The organism is Dactylosporangium siamense (genome assembly GCF_016862795.1).
Classification (GTDB): domain Bacteria; phylum Actinomycetota; class Actinomycetes; order Mycobacteriales; family Micromonosporaceae; genus Dactylosporangium; species Dactylosporangium siamense.
The window spans coordinates 1-16,830 of sequence record NZ_BONQ01000151.1; the positions used below are offsets into that span (position 1 = coordinate 1).

Here is a 16,830-nt window from a genome sequence, read left to right on the forward strand (position 1 = left end):
ACGGCCGGAAAGCGATCAACGCTGATAGGTTCTGAGCACCCTCGCTCAGCGTCAGCCACGGAGACTGCATGCCGCGTATCCGATTGTTGTTCGTACCCAGTCGGCGGCAACTGATCCGGGCTGCGATCGTGGCGGTTGCCGTCGGCATGAGCGCGACGTACGTGCTGCAGGACGCGGGGCCGCCGTCTGACAAGGCTGACGTCGTGTGGCAGGTGGACCTCGGACTGTTCTCCGCGATGCTGACCGCGGTGACTATCGTGTTCGCGGTCACGATCACACCGCAGACCCGCTGGCCGTCGTTCGGGGACCTCATGCGGGCGATGGCCGCGTTGTCCTGGCTGGCGACGGCGACAGTCGGCATCATGTGCGCGGCGGCCGGGGACATCTGGTCGCACTCGGGACTTGCGGCAGCGGGCGCCGTGCTCACGGTTGTGCAGCTCGGGTTCGGGCTCGACTCGTTGTGGGTGCTGATGCGGTTCCGGTCGGCGGCTGGGCGGCGGAAGATCCTCGTCCGGCTGACCAGTCGGAGGTTGCACCGGGCGGCGGATGCCGGGCTGCCGAGCGTGGAGCATCACGAGCTGGCGGACCTGAACGACGAGATCGAGTACTCGATTGACCGAAGTGACGTTGCGGAGATCGCGGCCCGCGTGTCAGAGATCGTGGACGGCTGCCAGGACGACAAGACGGCCGATCAGGCACGCCACCGCCTGGCGTTGCTGACGCACCTGACGGAGCGGCTCGGCCGGTCGGTGCTGTTCGAGTCGCTGACCGGCGACGCAGCGCGGGTGGCGATGCCGCCGTTGGTACGTGGGGTGCTGCAGACCAGCTGGCGGCTCAGCGAGCTGACCTTCCCGAACCGGGAGACCGCCGAGCGAGACGAGGCCGCCGCTGCGGTCGCGCTCGGCCAGGTCTGCCGCGTCATCGCCTGGCTGCAGCAATGTGCGCAGGAGCGGTTGCAGACCGATCCGAACGACCCGGCGAGCCGCCAGATCGGCATCGCGTTGAGTCAGGGCCGCCAGCAGATCGTGCTGTTCGTGGACCCCGACCCGCCGGGTTTCTTCCGGGCGGAGAGCGACCCCTGGCCGTACGGGTTCAGCGACCCGCGCGCCGTCCTGTTGTGGCTGTCCGCGCTGTGCGAGTTCGGCGGAAGCCACGCGGGCGTCGGCCTGTACATCCTGTGCGAGGTGCTGACCGGGGAAAAGTTCTTCGGCAACTACTGGGACGACGCCTGCGTGTTCACCGAGATCGAGCGGCGGATCGGCAGGGATGGGGAGCGCTCCACGACCGCGGGTGGCCTCGTATCGGCGTGCGGTGGCCTGGGTACGGTCAGCCTCGACCTGGCCGCCACGGTGATCGCGGGGCTGCGGAACCGGAACTTCGTGCCGCCGGCCGGGTGGGAGTCGGACGCGAGCTACTCCACCGACAAGCGGTACCTGCGCAGCCAGCTGACGATGTTCGCCACGTACGACTGCTTGCCCGACGAGCACGCCGCACTCGACTGGGTCGCCGAGGCGCTGCTCAGCGCGCCGACGCGGCGCTGCGTGGAGAACGTGGTTCGGGACGCGTACGTCCAGCATGCCGAGCCGAGCCGGATACCCAGACGCTCCCTCGGCGAGCGTCCCGGCGCGGTGGTCCTCGCGGCGCTCGTCCGGCTGGCCATGCACCGCCCGGCGCAGGCAGAGGCGTTCGTCGGCCGGCTGCCGGCGCCGTTGCTCGGCGGGGCGCTGCAGCAGGCGCGGTTCAGCCTGCGAGCGTCCACGCCCGCCGAACCGGTGGCGTCCATGTGGACGGTGTCGGCGCGACGGCTGCTGCCACCACGGCCGGAGCAGGAGCGGGAGCTGTTGAGCATCGTCGGGGAGGTACTGGCTCGTGACTGACGACGTGGACGCGCAGTGGATCGCCGCGCCCGGCGCGATCGAGGCCGCCGAGACGGTCTGGGTCGTCCAGCTCGCCGATCGTTGGCTCCTCGACCCAGCGTCGGCGGGCGTGCGGGATGCCTTGGACCTGGCCGTCGCGAAGCGGCTGCTGCGGTCGCCGGAGCGCATCACGGTTCGCCGGCTGTTGCACTACGACCCGCCGAGCGATCTCGGCGGCGCGGTCGGGTACGAGCGGGCAAAGCTGGAGCATGAGGACTGGTTGGCCAGGGTGCGGCGGCAGCTCGCGTACGTCGGTGCGGCCGGAAGCATGGACCGCAGTGGCACGCCGGACTGCGACTACCTGATCCGTCTGGTCATCCTGCCCAGGGCGGGACGGCAGTCGGCGGTGACGCCCCCGGACGGCATCTGGATCGACACCCCACCGCCTGACGTTGTCCTCGAAGCGTGGGCCGGCGAAGGGCTGATCGCGTTGGATCCGCACGAGGAGAATGTCGTCGGCCCGTACAGCGATCGGAACCCATTGTGGGTCGGCATCATGACGTGATAGGCCGACCTGCTAATTGACCTAGTGACAGCGGACATCCGTCATAGATACTGCAGAGGGTCCTCTATCTCGCATCCTTCTGATTGCATCCTGGATCGGAATCTCGCTCCAGCGTCTGCAAGCTGCGCGGCCATCCTCGCCCAGGTTTCGGTTGGTGGTGGCACATCTCGTTCTTCCCTGATCCAGACGCCAAGCCAGATGTAGCAATTAAAGCGTACCGCAAACACGGCGCTTTTGGCGTGTAGCTCTCCCGCTGAGACCATGTCCATGATCTCTGAGCTCAAGAAAAGGTACCGACGCACTGTCGGATCGGAGACGTAAATAGACTCGAAGGAAATTACCTTGGCTAGGCCACTCGCAAATTGCTTCGCTTCGTCGTCGGTGGCGTCAGTTAGTGTGACATTGTGCTCGCGGATATAGGAGAGCATGGTCTCGGCTGCCTGTCGCTCGCGCTCTCTGAGTTCACGCTTCCTGTCGCGTGTGTCCTGAACAGCCTGATTCCGCTCTGCGTCCTGGAGCATGGCTTGGCGAATACGATCGGCTTGGCGTCGCGCGGAAATCCTAGATGTTAGGTCGCCGATAAGTACGAACGCCCCGCCCAGCGCGCTTGCAATCAGGGTTGTAACGTCCATGAACGCCCTCCGTATCGCCCGGTCTGACTTCAACGTAGGACGTTGGCGCAACGGCAGCGGCAAGTGATCTTCGCGAAAGTATGTAAATCTGTAGATTCCCGGACGGTTGGTGCAACCGTCTATAGTTCGGCGTCTTATATGATCTTTGGCTCCTGTTTGATACGCGATGCGATCTACTGGATGCTGGCATCGCTACCCCGCACCGCTATGGACGTCACAGCTTCGGCACGACCGGTGCCGGGAGTTGCGCGGCCCAAGAATTGAGGACGTCAGCGGCTTGGGCGTGGAGTTCACCGGCGGCGGCTTCGACGCGGAGGGTGCGCAGGTCGGACTTTACCGTGAGCTCGCGGTAGAGCTGCAAGTCTTCGAAACCGTACGTGCCGACGTCGTAGCTCGACGCGCCGTACACAAGTCGAGGGATGCGCGCCCAGTAGCAGGCGACCAGGCACATCGGGCAGGGCTCGCTGCTGGCGTACATGACGGCGTCGGTCATGATGTGACGCTGGAGGACCTGGCCGGCGTTGCGCAGGGCCATGACCTCGGCGTGGGCGGTCGGGTCCATCAGCTCGACGACGCTGCTGGTGCCCTCGGCGATGACCTTGCCGTCGATGACGATGATGGCGCCGAACGGGGTCTTGCCTTCGTCTTCGAGGGCGTGGCGGGAGATGTCGATCGCGCGGCTCAGGAACTCGGAGTCGGTCGCGCTGAGGCTTACCTGCATGGGTCCTGTCCTTTGAAGGGTTCGTGGGTACGGCGTCAAGTCAGGCTTGACGCTTCTTCGGCCATGGGCGAAGTGGCGTGACGAAGTGCAGCTCGGTGCGGTCCGCCGGGTAGTCGGCGTCAGACGTCTCGATCACCCGGCCGTCGGCGTCGATCGAGATCCGGCGGCAGAAGATGAGCGGTACGCCTGCCGAAAGCCCCCAGAGCTGGGCCTCCACCGTCGTGGGCATCCTGGCGGTGACCTCGTCGACCATCTTCATGATCTCCACGCCCACCGTCGACAGCTGGTGTTGGGTACCGCCTGGCCAGGGTTCGTTGTTCGGGTCGAGCAACGCCGGGTTGCCCTTCACGATGTCGAGCGGGATGTGCGAGACGCTCCACGACAACCGTAGGTCGGTGTCCGGGTCGGTCGCCTCCCACTGCCGGCGGAGCATGAGCGTCGTGGGCTCGACGTCGAACACCTTCGCCAGTTCGGGTCCTGCCTGGACCCGGTCGTACTGCGATGAGAACCGCTGGGCGCCGATGGACATGTTGAGGTTGGTCTCGGCCTCGCCGATGGCGCCGCGTTCGGCTTCCGGCTGGAGGGCCAGGTCCTTCTCGATCTGATGCCGCTCCGAGGAGCGGATCACCCGCCGGGGCGGGATGCGTACGACGGGCGCCTTGCCGCGTCCCGAGGTGATGAGGCCCTGCGCTCTGAGCAGGGCAATCGCGCCGCGTGCGGAGTTCATGCCGCATGACCACTTGGCGCTGATCTCGGCCAGCGTGGGCAGCGCCGCGCCGGGAGGAAGCTCGCCGCGCTCGATCTGCATGCGGATGTCGTCCGCGATCCGGAGGTGGATCGGCGGGCGGACGGCGGTGGGACGCGGCTCCATGCTCTCCATCTTTGCAGGTTTGTGGACGAACCTCTTGTGACTCACGCTCCGCACATCTACGCTCACCATTAGAAAGTTTGTCCACAAACCCACAAACCTGCAAACAGCAGTGGAGGTTCGGATGGGTCTGAGCAGGCTCTTTGGTGGCGGGAGGGTCGGCACGATCGCGCTTGTCGACGCGCCGGTGTCGCGCTCGTATGCGCAGAAGGCCCGGCTGGCGTTCTTCGCCGGTGGCGCTGTCGGTGCTGCTGCGGCCGCAGCCGCGCTGTTCGTGGCGGGGATGTCCGGCTGGGCGGCGGTGCCGCTGGGACTCGTCATCGGTGCGGTGCTCGGCTTGACGCTGGCGGTGTTCGTGGCGGCGTGGCCGGTGCTACGGGCGCTGTGGTGGTGGGCGATCGAGATCGGTGCAGCGCTCGGGGTGGCGGCGCCGCTGACGTGGCTGGCGCACGCGACTTCTGCGTGGGTGTCGCTGGTCCTGGTGCTGCTGGTCGCCGGTCCCGTCGCGGCCGTGCCAGGGCTGCGGCGCCAGGTGGTGGCGTGGGCGTGGTGCGTGATCGTGCGGCATCGGCTGCGGCTGTGCTTCTCACAGGTCATCCGCACTGCCGGCCAGGCCCGGGCGGGGAGCCTGCCGCTGATCCTGTGGGCGAAGCCGACCCCTGCGGGTGAGCGGGTCTGGGTGTGGCTGCGGCCCGGTCTCGACCTGGCGGCCCTGGACGGCAAGGCGGGTCAGTTGGCGGTGGCGTGCTGGGCGTCTGAGGTCCGGGTGGTGCGGGCGTCGGCGCGGTTCGCGGCGCTGATCCGGGTCGACCTGTCCCGCCGTGACCCCCTGGCCGGTGACCACGTCTCACCGCTCGCCGCGTTGTTCGCGAACATGCCCGGCCCGACCGCCCCGGCTGAGACCGGCCACGCGGAGGCGTGGGCCCTGGACCTGGAGGACGTGGCGGCGCCTGAGCCGGTGGAACAGCCGAGGGGTCGTCGCTGAGTAGTCGCTGACGGGTTCCGTCCTGCCCGGCGTCGGTCGGGTGGGTGCGGTGGCCGCCAGGGGTTGGCGTGCTGGACGTAGCTGAGGGAGTGACGTTGTGGCGAACGAGATGACGGTGGTCGGGAACCTGACCGCCGATCCGGAGCTGCGGTACACGGACAAGGGTGTCGCGATGGCCCGGTTCACGGTGGCCTCCACGCCCCGTGTGCGGGACAAGGCGAGCAACGAGTACCGGGACGGGGAGCCGCTGTTCCTGACCTGCACGGCGTGGCGGACCCTCGCCGAGCATCTGGCGGAGTCGTTGACCAAGGGCGCCCGGGTGGTCGTGGTCGGTCGGTTGCGGCAGTCGCGGTGGGAGGACGACAAGGGCGAGAAGCGCTCGATGATCCAGCTCGATGTGGACGAGGTCGGGCCGTCGCTGCGGTTCGCGACCGCGAAGGTCGCCAAGCTCACCCGCTCCGGCGCCTCCACTGGGGACGGGTTCGCGCCGGCGTTCGACGGTGACGACGCGTGGGCGTCGGCGTCGTCCGAGCGCCCGGCCCTGGCTTCGGCTGCTTGAGGTCCGGTCCGATGTCGACGAGACGCTGGATGACCTGTTCGAGGAAGCGGAACCCGCCGGGATCACGGTCCCGGCGGGGGTGCGCGACCTGAACATGTCCATCTTCGACCGGGTGTTCCTCGGCATCGATGACGTCGGCGCCTCGGTCAGCGTCCCGCTGATCTATCGGAACCTGCTGATCGGCGGGGAGCCGGGTGGCGGGAAGAGCAGCCTGCTCAACGTGATCGTCGCGCATGCGGCGCTGAGCTTGGACTGTCGGTTGTGCCTGTTCGACGGCAAGCAAGTCGAACTGGGGCAGTGGGAGTCGTGCGCGGACGTGTTCGTCGGCCCGGACATCCGTCACGCCATCGCCACGTTGCAGCGGCTGCAGATCGTGATGGACAACCGGTACCGGTATCTGCGGTGGCGGCTGCGCCGGAAGATCCGCCCGAACGACAAGTTCTCCCCGATCTTGATCGCGATCGACGAACTCGCGTACTACACGGCGACGATCGGCGACAAGAAGCAGCGGGAGGACTTCTCGGGCCTCGTCCGGGACCTCGTGGCTCGGGGTCGGGCGGTGGGGATCATCGTGGTCGCGGCGACGCAGCGGCCGTCGTCGGACATCATCCCCACGAGCTTGCGGGACCTGTTCGCGTACCGGGCGGCGTTCCGCTGCACCACCGACTCGTCCTCCGACATCATCCTGGCGAACGGGTGGGCGAACCGCGGCTGGTCCGCGACGTCGATTCCCCCGACGAGCCGGGGCACGAACCTGCTCATCGCCGAGGGCGGCGTGCCGCTGCTGATGCGGACCGCGTGGCTGGATGACGACACCTGCGGCCGGATCGCCACGTACGCCGCTGGCCGCCGCGCCGAGGCGCGCGAGCTGCGCATCACGATCCCTGACCCGAACGCCAAGAAGCGGCGTCCGCTCGACGTCGTCGCAGCGTGAACTAGGAGCCCTGTCATGACCAAGAACCTGCCCGCCCAGACCCCTCGGGTCATCCACTACGTCGACACCGCCACGCGTCCCGGCGGCGCCGACCTGACCAACGTCCCCCCGGCCGTCCTCGCCCTGGCTCTCGCTGACGCGATGGGCCGCCAGCACCGGCAGAGCATGCAGCGGCGGGACCAGTACGCGGCCTGGCAGCGCCGCCAGGACGAGATCCGCCGGCACGACCGCAAGGTCCGGCGGGCGCTGCTCATCGCGACCCCGGCCGTGCTCGGCGGTCTCGCGGCCGGTGGCTGGCTGCTGGCACAGATCACGATCACCGCGATCTCGACCTCAACGGTCGTGGGTGCCGTCGTCGCTGTGGCCGTGCTCGTCGCGCTCGGCGGCACGGTCGGGCGGCGGTGCGTGACGGTCGTGCAGCACTGGCACGAATAGCCCACTGCGGCGCCTGGCCGCTTCCGTGCGGGCCGCGACCCCCAGATCTGAGGGGTGCGCGGCTCGGGCGGTGGTCGCCAGGGCCAGCCGACGACACCGGATCAGTCGCCCTGAGAAGCGTTCCGGTGCCGCCGGTCCTAACCACCGACAGCCCTCCAATGGAAGGAGACGGTTGCGATGCACCCTACCCAAATTCAGGTCACGGACACCGTGATCACCGCCCGTGTCACCGGCCTGCCGGCCGCTGGTAAGGCGTCAGGTGCCGATGACTCGGTCCGTGACGCGCTGCTGGCCGCCGGGAAGTACCTGTCGGAGCACGGCTGGAACCAGCGTGAGTACTACGCGGACCCGAACGCTGTGAACCCTGCGGCGTGCCTGGTCGGTGCCCTGTCGATGGTCTGCTACGGCTACCCCGCAGCGGACCCGTCGGGCAACGTCACGCACCCGTGCTGGCCGACGTTCGCCACGGCGGTGCAGCAGCTGAACACCTACGCCGACGACACGTTCGGCGAGATCGGCGGCGTGTACGGGTTCAACGACGTGGACGGCCGCACCGTCGGGGAAGTCCTCGCGGTGCTGTGGGAAGTGGCGCTGCCGATGCCCGCGCCATGGTGCGAGTGCAACGACGAGACGATGCGCCTCAGCCAGTACAAGCCGTTCAGCGCGATCGGCGACGGCCTGACGGACCAGCTCCACGTGTCGCGGATGTACACGTGCCGGGCCTGTGGGCTGTACGAGTCCGCCGGCGTGGACAACCCGGACGACCAGGTGGTGGTCCGGGCGTTGCACCGGGTCTGGTTGAAGCAGCTCCCGCACGAGGGAGACCCGCACGTCGCGGGCACCTCGGAGGACTGCGACGCCTGCGTCGAGCACTGCCACTGCGACAGCGGCTTCGACGAGTGCGCGTACCACACCGGCAACTACAGCGAGGACGGCGACGAGTACGACGACGGGAAACCGTCGCCGTGGCACGTGCCCGGCGACCCGCAGTTCGGTACCGGTCAGGGCTCGGCTCTGGGTGGTGCCGAATGAGCGCGCGGAGCGTCAAGCCCGGCTTGACAGTGAAGTCGGGCAAGCGGGCGAAGCGGGCCAAGCGGGTCGTGGAGTCCAGCGAGTTCGACGCGTTCGCACGGCGGATCCTGCGGGCCTACGCCCGTCGGGTCGCGGCCGGCGACATCGAGGCGCTCGCTGGGTTGGCGATGTTGTCCGGCGAGGTCGACGCGGTGGTGCGGGAGGCCGTTCGCGGTCTTCGTGCGGTGCCGTACCGGTACTCGTGGGACGAGATCGGCTCCCGGCTCGGCGTGTCCCGGCAAGCGGTCCAGATGCGCTACGGCGACAAGTCGGAGCGTCCCGGTCTGGACCGTCGGCTCACCGAAGCGGGCCTGACGGTGTCGGTGTCGACGCTCGTCGACGTGTTCGCCGCCCATCACCCCGGTTCGCCGGTTCCTTCGGCGTGCCCGGGGTGTGGTCACCGGTACCAGGGCGACTCGACCGAGTGCCCGTCCCTGTCCACCGTGCGTCCGCTGCTGTTCAGCAGGCGCGCCGAGGACAAGCAGGCGGTTGCCCGCCTGACCTCCGATCAGCTCGACGACCTGCACGACCGCAAGACGGCCCGCAAGAGCCGCCAAGCGGCGAGGCAGGCGTCCCGACCGGCGCCATCCCCGGCCCGCGACGTACCGACCCTGTTCGACCTCGTCAACGGAAAGGGCTGACCGCCATGTACAACAACGCTGCTCGTGCTGCTCAGGTCCTGCGTCACAGCGCGCAACGCATCGCTGACGGACACCGGTACTGGCTCCAGTACCCGGTCTCGCCGCGTCCAGCTGGCGTGATCGAAACGCTCGCCGTCATCGCGTCGGGCGACCGGTACTGGCGCAACCTGGCCGGTTGCAAGGACCTGTACGCCGCCGACCCGGAGTTCGCCGAGATCGTGGACATGTTCCGCGACTACCTCGCCGCGTCCGGCCGGCTGACCATCCAGGACCGGGAGGGCCTCAACCAGGTCCTGTCCTGGTGCACCGACCCGGCAGTGACCACCCCCGAGGTGGTCCAGGCCATGCGGGCCGCAGCCAAGTACCACAGCAGCCCGGTCGGTGCCTGATGGCCGATAAGCAGGTCACGGGAGAACCCCGGCTCGCGTCGTTCGCGTCCTGGCTCGTGCTGGCAGCCTCGTTCGGGCTGTCCACAGGGACCTGGATCGCGCTCGCCGTCCTGGCCGGGTTCACCGGCAAAGCCACCATCGGCGAGGTCACGCTGCACCAATCGTGGCTCCTGCCGCTCGCGGTCGACGGCTACGTCGTCATCGCGTTGGTGCTGTGGATGTCGTCGGTCCCGGCGAAGGTCGCAGCGTTCGCGAAGAAGAACACCTACGGTGCCGCCGGTATCGGTATCGCGGCCCAGTCGGCGTATCACGCGCTGACGATCTGGACCGAGACCGAAATCCTCTGGCGCGCGGTCTTCGCGGCGGTCATCGGCGCGCTGCCGCCGACCGTCGCCGGGCTCGCCGTGCACATGCGCGCACTCATCCGTCGAGAACGCGGAACAGCCGCACCACTCGACACCCAACACACCAACGAAACTGTCGTGACACCGCACGATGCGACCCGGACCCCGGGGCACGACGCGGCGTCAACATATGGCCTGGCAGCCAACACCGTGCCCGAGCAACCGCCCGGCACGACCTCTGACGACGACAACCGTCCGGCCGAACCCGCCTCCGTGGCGGCACCGGCCCTGACCCAGGCGGTCACGCCGACCCCGGCGGAACTCGCCGAGCGGGTCCGGCCACGCCCGATCCACGCGACACCGACGGCCCCGGCCGCCGTACCCGGCCCCGCTGCCCGTCCTGGCCCGGCCCGGCCGACCAGCCCGACCACCCCGGCCCAGCCGTTGGCACCGCCCGCGAGCGACCCACCGGTCATCTCGCCGGCCAGTGCACAACACCAGCAGCCGCTGGTGGACCCGGCGTTGCTCGACCGCGCCCGGACCATCGCCAGGCAGTACCTCGCCGACACCGGCATGCCGATCATCGCCGGACAGCTCGCGCTGCGACTGCGCGTGTCCTCGGAAACCGCAACGCAGATCCTCACCGTCATCGGCAACGACCACCCGACCGTCAACGGCCACCGCCCCGCAAAGGCGACCCGGTGACTGTCTCGACGTCCAGCGTCGCGCCCGAAGCTTCTGCCTCGGGCACGGCCCCGGCCGCCGAGCCGACCCGGCTACACCCAGATGAAGCGGTCAGTCCAGGTGCCATCGCCGCTCACGTACCGCTGGAACGCCTCGATCACATCGCTGAGATCCGAGGCCCAGGTGATGCGCAACGTGCCAACACCGGTCGTGACGAGCGTCAGACGGTACAGACCCTCCGGGTCGCCGGTCCGGTCGGTGGGAAGGACCTGGAGGCTCGTGCCGTTGTCGCGATGCCGCAGCAGCACGAAGGAGTTCTCAGCCGACAGCCTGCGCAGGGTCTGCTCGATGTGTGCCGGCGCGGGATTCACCGACCGGGAACCGTCGCAGGACCCCAGGAGATGTCCTTCGCCGTCGTTGGCGACATCCGGGATGCTCGTGGCACCGGTCTGCGGCGAGTAGCAGACCAACTGGTGGTAGTCGGCAAGCTCCCGCACGTGCGCGGGCATGTCATCGGCCTCGGCCGCCGCGATGGACATGCATACGGACACCGGTGTCGTGGCGAAGCGTGCCGCCCACGGCGATCGCCGGTCGGTCTCCTCACCGATGACGGTGCCCAGCTCGGGATAGAGCCCGATCAGCTGCCGGTAGAACGCTGCAACCTGTGGCTGCGTCGGGGCGACGCCATGAACACCGGCGACGCTGAGCTTCCGGTACCGCTCAGCCACCTGCTGCTCCGTGACCGGTCCGGGTTCGAACCAGACACCGACACCGAAGCTCATCAGGTCACGGTATCCGGTGCCACGGGACGGACGCTGTGGTGACCTCCACCGCTGCCGCGTCGCCGGGTGCGCTGGCGTTGATGGCCCGCTCGACGGACGTCCGCCTGCAGGCGATCGCCCGCGCCGCCCGACCCGACTACCCGGCGTGGCTGTCGCACGTGAAGGCCGCGTCCGGGTGCACCCGTCCGGTCCGGCTCGCCGGCACGATGCTGACCATCGAGACGGCTACCGGTCGGCTCCTCGCGTCGGCGGACACGGCCCGGATGCCCGACGGGGTCATCTACAAGGCGTGCGGCAACCGGCGTGACAGCGTCTGCCCGTCCTGCTCGCAGACGTACAAACGCGACGCGTACCAGCTGATCCGGGCCGGGCTCGTCGGCGGCCTCGGCGTCCCCGAGCACGTCACCGAACACCCAGCGGTGTTCCCGACGTTCACCGCGCCCAGCTTCGGCGAGGTCCACACCCGCGTCGTCAAACGCCACACCTGCGGCAGGCGGGCCACCTGCGACTGCCGCCCCGACCCGTGCCACGCCCGCCGCGACCTCAGCGTCTGCCCGCACGGCCGGCGCCTGGTCTGCTTCGCCCGGCACGACCTCACCGACCAGAACCTCGGCACCCCGATGTGTCTGGACTGCTACGACCACGCCGCGCAGGTCGTGTGGAACCTGCAGTCCACCGAACTGTGGCGGCGCACGGCTGAGGCGATCCGCAAGTACATCCGCCGCCTCGCCCGGGCCAGAGGCCTCGACCCCAAGACCTTCCGGCTCGCCATGGGCAAGGCCGCCGAGATGCAACGCCGGGGCGTCATCCACTTCCACGCCATCATCCGCCTCGACGGCACCGACCCCGACAACCCCGACGACCCCGGCGCGACCGTTCCACCGCCGGCTGGGATCGACGCGCACGACCTGGTCGCCGCGGTCGAACACGCCGCCCGCGTCACCCGGTTCACCACGCCGCCGCACCCTGCTGTCCCGAACGGGTGGCGGATGACGTGGGGCGAGCAGCTCCTGACGAAAATCATCACGGTTGCCGCTGACGGCGACGTCACCGACGGGATGGTCGCCGCGTACCTCGCCAAGTACGCCACCAAATCCACCGAGGTCACCGGCCACACCTCGAGCCGCCTCACCGACACGACCATCAACGTGTACGCCGACCCCGACGGCACCCACACCGAACGCCTCGTCGACGCCTGCTGGACCCTCGGCGGCCCCCGCTGGCCGGTGCAGGGCCCCACCTGCGGCCGGCCGTGCCTGCACCGCAGCTGCACCGCCATCCTGCAACCACCGCCGTGGCGGCCGACGCTGGCCGGACCGCTCTGCAGCCTCAACCACAAGGTCGGCGCCTGCGGCCACCGCAGCTGCGCCACGATCCGCGTCGCGACCACCGACCCCGCCGCACCATGGCGACGGCTACGCCGATGGGCCCACATGCTCGGCTTCGGCGGCCACTTCCTGACCAAATCCCGCCGGTACACCGCGACGTTCGCGTTCCTCCGCAACCGCCGCGTCGTCTTCCGCCGCACCGAAACCAGCGGCCCACAGACCGCCGGCCAGACCCTCGACGAGCCGACGACCCTCGTCGTCAACTTCCTCGCCTTCGTCGGCGCCGGGTGGCTCTCCCCCGCTGACGCGATGCTCGCCAACACCTCCGCCGCCATGGCCCGTGAGCACCAGGACAAGGCACGGGAGTACCTGACCAGCATCGCCGCATGAACGTCGATCCCCCGTCAAGGACAGCTTGACACCACATCGATGAGAGGAACTGGCATGACGCCCGCCGACCCGGACCGAGGTCGCACGGCTCAGGTGCTGCACCGCCCGGCTGACGTGGCGGCGATGCTGCGCTGCTCTGAGTGGTGGGTCAAGGAGCAGGCCCGCAAGCGGCGGATCCCGTACGCGTGGATCGGCGGCGGCTACCGGTTCACCGATGAGCACGTCGCCGCGATCATCCGTGGGGCCGAGGTGCTCCCGGGCGACGCGGCACCCGTCCAGGTCATCGCCGCGCCGACGCGCCGGCCTGAGCCGGTGGCAGCGGTCGAGCCGGTGACCCGACTCCGGGCGAGGACACCCCGGCGGGCGCTGCGGGACGTCTCGCAATCAGCGGCATGACGCGCACACAACAGGAAGGAACTGATCGGGATGGGGTTCGCTGAGAAGCGCACCGACTACTGGCGTGGCCGGTACAAGGGAGCAACCGGCAAGTACGAATCGGTCAAGGACGAGGCGGGCCGCACGGTCCGGTTCAGCACCCGCCGCAAGGCGGAGCAGGCAGCCGACGAAGCCGAGGCCAAGGTGCGCGCCGGGATCCTCCAGCAGTTGGCTGCGGCGCCGATGACGTTCGGCGCGTACGCGAACCGCTGGTACGACCGCCTCGACCTAGCCCCGTCGACCATGCAGAACTACCGCAACCGCCTGGAGGAGCACCTGCTGCCGGCGTTCGAGCACCATGACCTCCGCGCGATCACCGAGGACGAGGTCCGAGCGTGGGAGCAGCGGGAACGTGCCCTGGTCTACGCCGAGTCGAGCATCAAGTCCTGGCGGGCGCTGCTGCACCTGGTCCTGGCCGACGCGCAGAGCGACGGCCTGATCGCGGCGAACCCGGCGACCCGCCGCCGGGGCCGGGGCAAGCGGGCCGGGCGGTCACAGAAGCGGGCACCGGAGAAGACCATCACGACCGTCCTCGGGGTGCTGCTCATCGCCGAGCGGCTGGCGCTGCTGTCGGGCCGGGACGAGGAGTTCGTGGTCTGTGTCCTGCTCGCGTTCACCGGGATGCGCTTCGGTGAGATGGTCGGCCTGGAGACCCGGTTCGTGCGGCACGACGCGATCCGGATCGAGTGGCAGCTCTACGAGCTCGACACCGGCGAGTTGGTCCGCTGCCCGCCCAAGGACGACTCGTACCGCACCGTGTTCATCCCGGCCTGGCTGGCAAAGCTGGTCCGGGAGCACATCGCGCACGCGGCACCGAAGCCGTGCACGTGCCACGGGTACGTCTACACGTTCAGCGGTCACCGGGCGGCGAACAAGGCAGCGCAGCGACCGGGACCGAAGCTGGTCGACGTCGCCAGGCGGGCCGGCGTCGCGGTCGGCACCGTCTCCAACGTCCTCAACGGCCGGGTCTCCGTCTCCGACGGCACCCGCGAGAAGGTGGAGTCGGCCATCCAGGACCTCGGCTACGTACGGGGCGCCGCAGGAGGCGAGCTGGCCGCGCATCAGCGCCGCAGCGGGTTCGCGATGTGGCTGTTCCAGCCCGCCGTGACCGGCAGGTACCCGCAGAAGGCACCCCTGCTCCCCCGGCCCGTGCCGATCCTCGGCGAGCCCTGGCCGGGCGTGCCGATCCGGGGACGGAACAGCACCCTGCACGCCGACGCATGCTGGCTGCCGATCGCGGCGGGCCTGACCCCGCACGGCTTCCGCCACACCTACAAGACGGTCATGGAAGAACTCGGCACCCCGGCGCCGCTGATGGACGACCAGATCGGCCACGAGGACGGCTCGATCCAGGCCCGCTACTCCCACTCGACGTCGAAGATGGTCGCGACCCTCCTCGATGGCCTGACCGACCTCTGGGTCGAGGCGCTCGACGCCCGCCGCCGGATGCGACCCGGATCACCGGTGACGGTGCTCGATCGACTCCTGCGGGAGAAGTCGTGAGGAACGACCAAGATCTTCTCCCAGAATTCTCCCCAGGGGGTCAGGAGAACGAGAAAGGACCGGCGCCCTTGTGGGGCTTACCGGTCCTTACCTGGTGTTACTTGGTGGGCGATACTGGGTTTGAACCAGTGACCTCTTCCGTGTCAAGGAAGCGCGCTCCCACTGCGCCAATCGCCCTAGCTGAGGTGCCCCACCGTGGTGTGGCCTCTCGAGGTGGGAACGGGATTTGAACCCGTGTACACGGCTTTGCAGGCCGTTGCCTCGCCTCTCGGCCACCCCACCGTGGTCACTTTTCCCGAGCGGACGACGAGATTCGAACTCGCGACCCTCACCTTGGCAAGGTGATGCGCTACCAGCTGCGCTACGTCCGCACCGCCCGGCCAGTTGTGCACCCGGCGACGGATGCAAACTCTAGCCGACCCTCATCCCCCATGCCAAACCGGTATCCCGATCCGGCGTGTCAACGGAAGAAACACAGAGGTCACGGGGCGGAGGCGGTGAGGCCGGCGCAGGTGGAGAGGCCCGCGTAGCGCTGGCTGAGCTTGGTCGCGGCGGCGCCGGTGAGCAGGGTGGGCTGGCCGGTGTCGGAGACGACAGCGGGGAGGAACTCCCGGCGGGTGACAGCGCGGCCCCGGACGGTGAGGCGCAGGACGCCGGTCTCGACGCTCTTGGAGGTGCCGTACCAGAGGAAGTTGCCGAGGCCGTACGCGACGAACGTGGGGCCGAGCCAGCCGGAGCCCTGCAGGGTGTGGGCGTGGGCGCCGATGATCAGGTCGGCGCCGGCGGCGGAGAGTTTGCCGGCGAAGGTCTTCTGGGCGCTGTTGGCGCAGCTGTTGCCCTCGTCACCCCAGTGGTTGAACACGATGACGAGGTCGGCCTGCTGGCGGGCGGCGGTGACGGCGGCGACGGCGCGGGTCGTGTCGAAGGCCATGGCGACGCCGGGCTTCGACGGGCCGGGGGCCCAGCTGGACGCGAGCTCGCCGACCTGGCTGAAGCCGAGGACGGCGATCTTCACGCCGCGGACGGTGGTCAGCCAGGGGCGGTACGCCGCGTCGACGTCCGCGCCGGCACCGAACGCGGGGAAGCCGGCCGCGTGCAGCGCGTCGAGGGTGTCGAGGAGGCCGACGCGGCCGTAGTCGAGGGTGTGGTTGTTGGCGATGCTGACCGCGTCGATGCCGGCGGCCTTCAGGGCGTCGATCGCGACGGGAGTGGTGCGGAAGTGATAGGTCTTGGGCTCCTCGGTCCCCCTGGACGTGATCGCGGTCTCCAGGTTGACGATCGTGAGGTCCGCCCCGGACAGCTGCGACGCGACCGGGCCGAACGCGGTCGCCGGGTCCTTGAGCAGCTTCGCGGTGCGGTCCATGAAGTGCACGTCCCCGGCGAACACGAGCGTCAGGTCGACCGGGGCCGGCGAGGAAGGGACCGCGGGCAACGCGGCAGCCGAGGACGGAGGAGGCGCAGGCGCAGGCGAGGCAGCCGAGGAGCAGCCGGCAAGCAGCAGCGGAATCACGAGCACCATTCGCCTCACGGCGATCACGCTAACGGGTGACGCCCCCCTCCGGGAACGCAACACGACGATGCGCTACAGTCGAACGGCACCAAGGTTCAACAGCAACAACGTGCAACGCGGACGTAGCGCAGCTGGTAGCGCATCACCTTGCCAAGGTGAGGGTCGCGAGTTCGAATCTCGTCGTCCGCTCCAAAAAGC

General features: G+C 69.1%; 18 protein-coding genes and 4 tRNA genes. 14 read left to right on the forward strand and 8 right to left on the reverse strand.

The window, feature by feature from the left end:
* The first annotated feature begins 146 nt into the window (after window positions 1–146).
* Both Dsi01nite_RS45920 and Dsi01nite_RS45925 read left to right on the forward strand, forming a co-directional pair.
* Window positions 147–1,877: a hypothetical protein gene (locus Dsi01nite_RS45920; RefSeq protein ID WP_203852778.1), complete on the forward strand. Its 1,731-nt coding sequence runs from the start codon at window positions 147–149 to the stop codon at window positions 1,875–1,877.
* Window positions 1,870–2,421, forward strand: a complete 552-nt coding sequence (locus Dsi01nite_RS45925; protein ID WP_203852779.1) for a hypothetical protein — start codon at window positions 1,870–1,872, stop codon at window positions 2,419–2,421. Before Dsi01nite_RS45920 ends, Dsi01nite_RS45925 begins: the two co-directional genes overlap by 8 nt.
* 41 nt (window positions 2,422–2,462) lie before the next feature.
* On the opposite strand, the gene Dsi01nite_RS45930 is transcribed toward Dsi01nite_RS45925, so the two are convergent.
* The 3 genes from Dsi01nite_RS45930 to Dsi01nite_RS45940 form a co-directional block, all read right to left on the reverse strand.
* Window positions 2,463–3,053, reverse strand: coding sequence for a hypothetical protein (locus tag Dsi01nite_RS45930; RefSeq protein WP_203852780.1), 591 nt, complete (start codon window positions 3,051–3,053; stop codon window positions 2,463–2,465).
* A gap of 214 nt (window positions 3,054–3,267) precedes the next feature.
* Window positions 3,268–3,774 (reverse strand): nucleoside deaminase, encoded by a 507-nt coding sequence (locus Dsi01nite_RS45935; RefSeq protein ID WP_203852781.1) that lies wholly within the window; start codon window positions 3,772–3,774, stop codon window positions 3,268–3,270.
* A 40-nt stretch (window positions 3,775–3,814) separates the two neighbouring features.
* Complete coding sequence (locus tag Dsi01nite_RS45940) at window positions 3,815–4,654, reverse strand: GntR family transcriptional regulator (RefSeq protein WP_308442138.1); 840 nt, start codon at window positions 4,652–4,654, stop codon at window positions 3,815–3,817.
* Window positions 4,655–4,766: 112 nt separating this feature from the next.
* Between Dsi01nite_RS45940 and Dsi01nite_RS45945 the strand changes: the two genes are divergently transcribed.
* The 8 genes from Dsi01nite_RS45945 (at window position 4,767) to Dsi01nite_RS45980 (ending at window position 10,705) form a co-directional block, all read left to right on the forward strand.
* Window positions 4,767–5,627: a hypothetical protein gene (locus Dsi01nite_RS45945; protein ID WP_203852782.1), complete on the forward strand. Its 861-nt coding sequence runs from the start codon at window positions 4,767–4,769 to the stop codon at window positions 5,625–5,627.
* Between the two features lie 109 nt (window positions 5,628–5,736).
* Window positions 5,737–6,186 carry a single-stranded DNA-binding protein gene (gene ssb / locus Dsi01nite_RS45950; RefSeq protein WP_203852865.1) on the forward strand — a complete coding sequence of 150 codons (450 nt, stop codon included), beginning with the start codon at window positions 5,737–5,739 and terminating at the stop codon, window positions 6,184–6,186.
* A gap of 94 nt (window positions 6,187–6,280) precedes the next feature.
* The gene (locus Dsi01nite_RS45955; protein WP_203852866.1) at window positions 6,281–7,120 is read left to right on the forward strand and encodes an FtsK/SpoIIIE domain-containing protein; all 840 of its coding nucleotides are present in this window, start codon (window positions 6,281–6,283) and stop codon (window positions 7,118–7,120) included.
* Window positions 7,121–7,135: 15 nt separating this feature from the next.
* Window positions 7,136–7,555 (forward strand): hypothetical protein, encoded by a 420-nt coding sequence (locus Dsi01nite_RS45960; RefSeq protein WP_203852783.1) that lies wholly within the window; start codon window positions 7,136–7,138, stop codon window positions 7,553–7,555.
* Between the two features lie 177 nt (window positions 7,556–7,732).
* Window positions 7,733–8,587 (forward strand): DUF6197 family protein, encoded by an 855-nt coding sequence (locus tag Dsi01nite_RS45965; protein WP_203852784.1) that lies wholly within the window; start codon window positions 7,733–7,735, stop codon window positions 8,585–8,587.
* Window positions 8,584–9,267: a hypothetical protein gene (locus Dsi01nite_RS57880; protein WP_239136730.1), complete on the forward strand. Its 684-nt coding sequence runs from the start codon at window positions 8,584–8,586 to the stop codon at window positions 9,265–9,267. The genes Dsi01nite_RS45965 and Dsi01nite_RS57880 overlap by 4 nt, the downstream gene beginning before the upstream one ends.
* 116 nt (window positions 9,268–9,383) lie before the next feature.
* Window positions 9,384–9,656, forward strand: coding sequence for a hypothetical protein (locus tag Dsi01nite_RS45975; protein WP_203852785.1), 273 nt, complete (start codon window positions 9,384–9,386; stop codon window positions 9,654–9,656).
* A complete protein-coding gene (locus tag Dsi01nite_RS45980) occupies window positions 9,656–10,705 on the forward strand; it encodes a hypothetical protein (protein WP_203852786.1) in 1,050 nt (349 codons plus the stop codon). The genes Dsi01nite_RS45975 and Dsi01nite_RS45980 overlap by 1 nt, the downstream gene beginning before the upstream one ends.
* A gap of 71 nt (window positions 10,706–10,776) precedes the next feature.
* On the opposite strand, the gene Dsi01nite_RS45985 is transcribed toward Dsi01nite_RS45980, so the two are convergent.
* Entirely contained in the window at window positions 10,777–11,466 is a 690-nt protein-coding gene (locus tag Dsi01nite_RS45985) for a hypothetical protein (protein WP_203852787.1), read from the reverse strand.
* A 38-nt stretch (window positions 11,467–11,504) separates the two neighbouring features.
* On the opposite strand from Dsi01nite_RS45985, the gene Dsi01nite_RS45990 reads away from it, so the two are divergent.
* From Dsi01nite_RS45990 to Dsi01nite_RS46000, 3 genes are read left to right on the forward strand one after another with little or no spacing between them, the layout of a single operon-like run.
* Window positions 11,505–13,184 carry a replication initiator gene (locus Dsi01nite_RS45990; protein ID WP_203852788.1) on the forward strand — a complete coding sequence of 560 codons (1,680 nt, stop codon included), beginning with the start codon at window positions 11,505–11,507 and terminating at the stop codon, window positions 13,182–13,184.
* Between the two features lie 54 nt (window positions 13,185–13,238).
* Window positions 13,239–13,580, forward strand: coding sequence for a helix-turn-helix domain-containing protein (locus Dsi01nite_RS45995; protein WP_203852789.1), 342 nt, complete (start codon window positions 13,239–13,241; stop codon window positions 13,578–13,580).
* Between the two features lie 30 nt (window positions 13,581–13,610).
* Entirely contained in the window at window positions 13,611–15,122 is a 1,512-nt protein-coding gene (locus tag Dsi01nite_RS46000; protein WP_203852790.1) for a LacI family DNA-binding transcriptional regulator, read from the forward strand.
* A 102-nt stretch (window positions 15,123–15,224) separates the two neighbouring features.
* Here Dsi01nite_RS46000 and Dsi01nite_RS46005 read toward each other — a convergent pair.
* The 4 genes from Dsi01nite_RS46005 to Dsi01nite_RS46020 form a co-directional block, all read right to left on the reverse strand.
* Window positions 15,225–15,299 (reverse strand) — tRNA-Val (locus Dsi01nite_RS46005).
* Between the two features lie 34 nt (window positions 15,300–15,333).
* Window positions 15,334–15,404 (reverse strand) — tRNA-Cys (locus tag Dsi01nite_RS46010).
* Between the two features lie 16 nt (window positions 15,405–15,420).
* A tRNA-Gly gene (locus tag Dsi01nite_RS46015) sits at window positions 15,421–15,493 on the reverse strand.
* Between the two features lie 110 nt (window positions 15,494–15,603).
* Complete coding sequence (locus tag Dsi01nite_RS46020) at window positions 15,604–16,554, reverse strand: CapA family protein (RefSeq protein WP_239136732.1); 951 nt, start codon at window positions 16,552–16,554, stop codon at window positions 15,604–15,606.
* Window positions 16,555–16,748: 194 nt separating this feature from the next.
* On the opposite strand from Dsi01nite_RS46020, the gene Dsi01nite_RS46025 reads away from it, so the two are divergent.
* Window positions 16,749–16,824, forward strand: a tRNA-Gly gene (locus tag Dsi01nite_RS46025).
* Window positions 16,825–16,830: the final 6 nt, after the last annotated feature.

Coding starts and splice junctions, on each gene's coding strand:
- Dsi01nite_RS45965 (WP_203852784.1), top strand. CDS start 7,733: ATGCACCCTACCCAAATTCAGGTCACGGACACCGTGATCACCGCCCGT.
- Dsi01nite_RS45935 (WP_203852781.1), bottom strand. CDS start 3,774: ATGCAGGTAAGCCTCAGCGCGACCGACTCCGAGTTCCTGAGCCGCGCG.
- Dsi01nite_RS46000 (WP_203852790.1), top strand. CDS start 13,611: ATGGGGTTCGCTGAGAAGCGCACCGACTACTGGCGTGGCCGGTACAAG.
- Dsi01nite_RS45960 (WP_203852783.1), top strand. CDS start 7,136: ATGACCAAGAACCTGCCCGCCCAGACCCCTCGGGTCATCCACTACGTC.
- Dsi01nite_RS45940 (WP_308442138.1), bottom strand. CDS start 4,654: ATGGAGAGCATGGAGCCGCGTCCCACCGCCGTCCGCCCGCCGATCCAC.
- Dsi01nite_RS45985 (WP_203852787.1), bottom strand. CDS start 11,466: ATGAGCTTCGGTGTCGGTGTCTGGTTCGAACCCGGACCGGTCACGGAG.
- Dsi01nite_RS45920 (WP_203852778.1), top strand. CDS start 147: ATGAGCGCGACGTACGTGCTGCAGGACGCGGGGCCGCCGTCTGACAAG.
- Dsi01nite_RS45995 (WP_203852789.1), top strand. CDS start 13,239: ATGACGCCCGCCGACCCGGACCGAGGTCGCACGGCTCAGGTGCTGCAC.
- Dsi01nite_RS57880 (WP_239136730.1), top strand. CDS start 8,584: ATGAGCGCGCGGAGCGTCAAGCCCGGCTTGACAGTGAAGTCGGGCAAG.
- Dsi01nite_RS45955 (WP_203852866.1), top strand. CDS start 6,281: ATGTCCATCTTCGACCGGGTGTTCCTCGGCATCGATGACGTCGGCGCC.
- Dsi01nite_RS45980 (WP_203852786.1), top strand. CDS start 9,656: ATGGCCGATAAGCAGGTCACGGGAGAACCCCGGCTCGCGTCGTTCGCG.
- Dsi01nite_RS45945 (WP_203852782.1), top strand. CDS start 4,767: ATGGGTCTGAGCAGGCTCTTTGGTGGCGGGAGGGTCGGCACGATCGCG.
- ssb (WP_203852865.1), top strand. CDS start 5,737: ATGACGGTGGTCGGGAACCTGACCGCCGATCCGGAGCTGCGGTACACG.
- Dsi01nite_RS45930 (WP_203852780.1), bottom strand. CDS start 3,053: ATGGACGTTACAACCCTGATTGCAAGCGCGCTGGGCGGGGCGTTCGTA.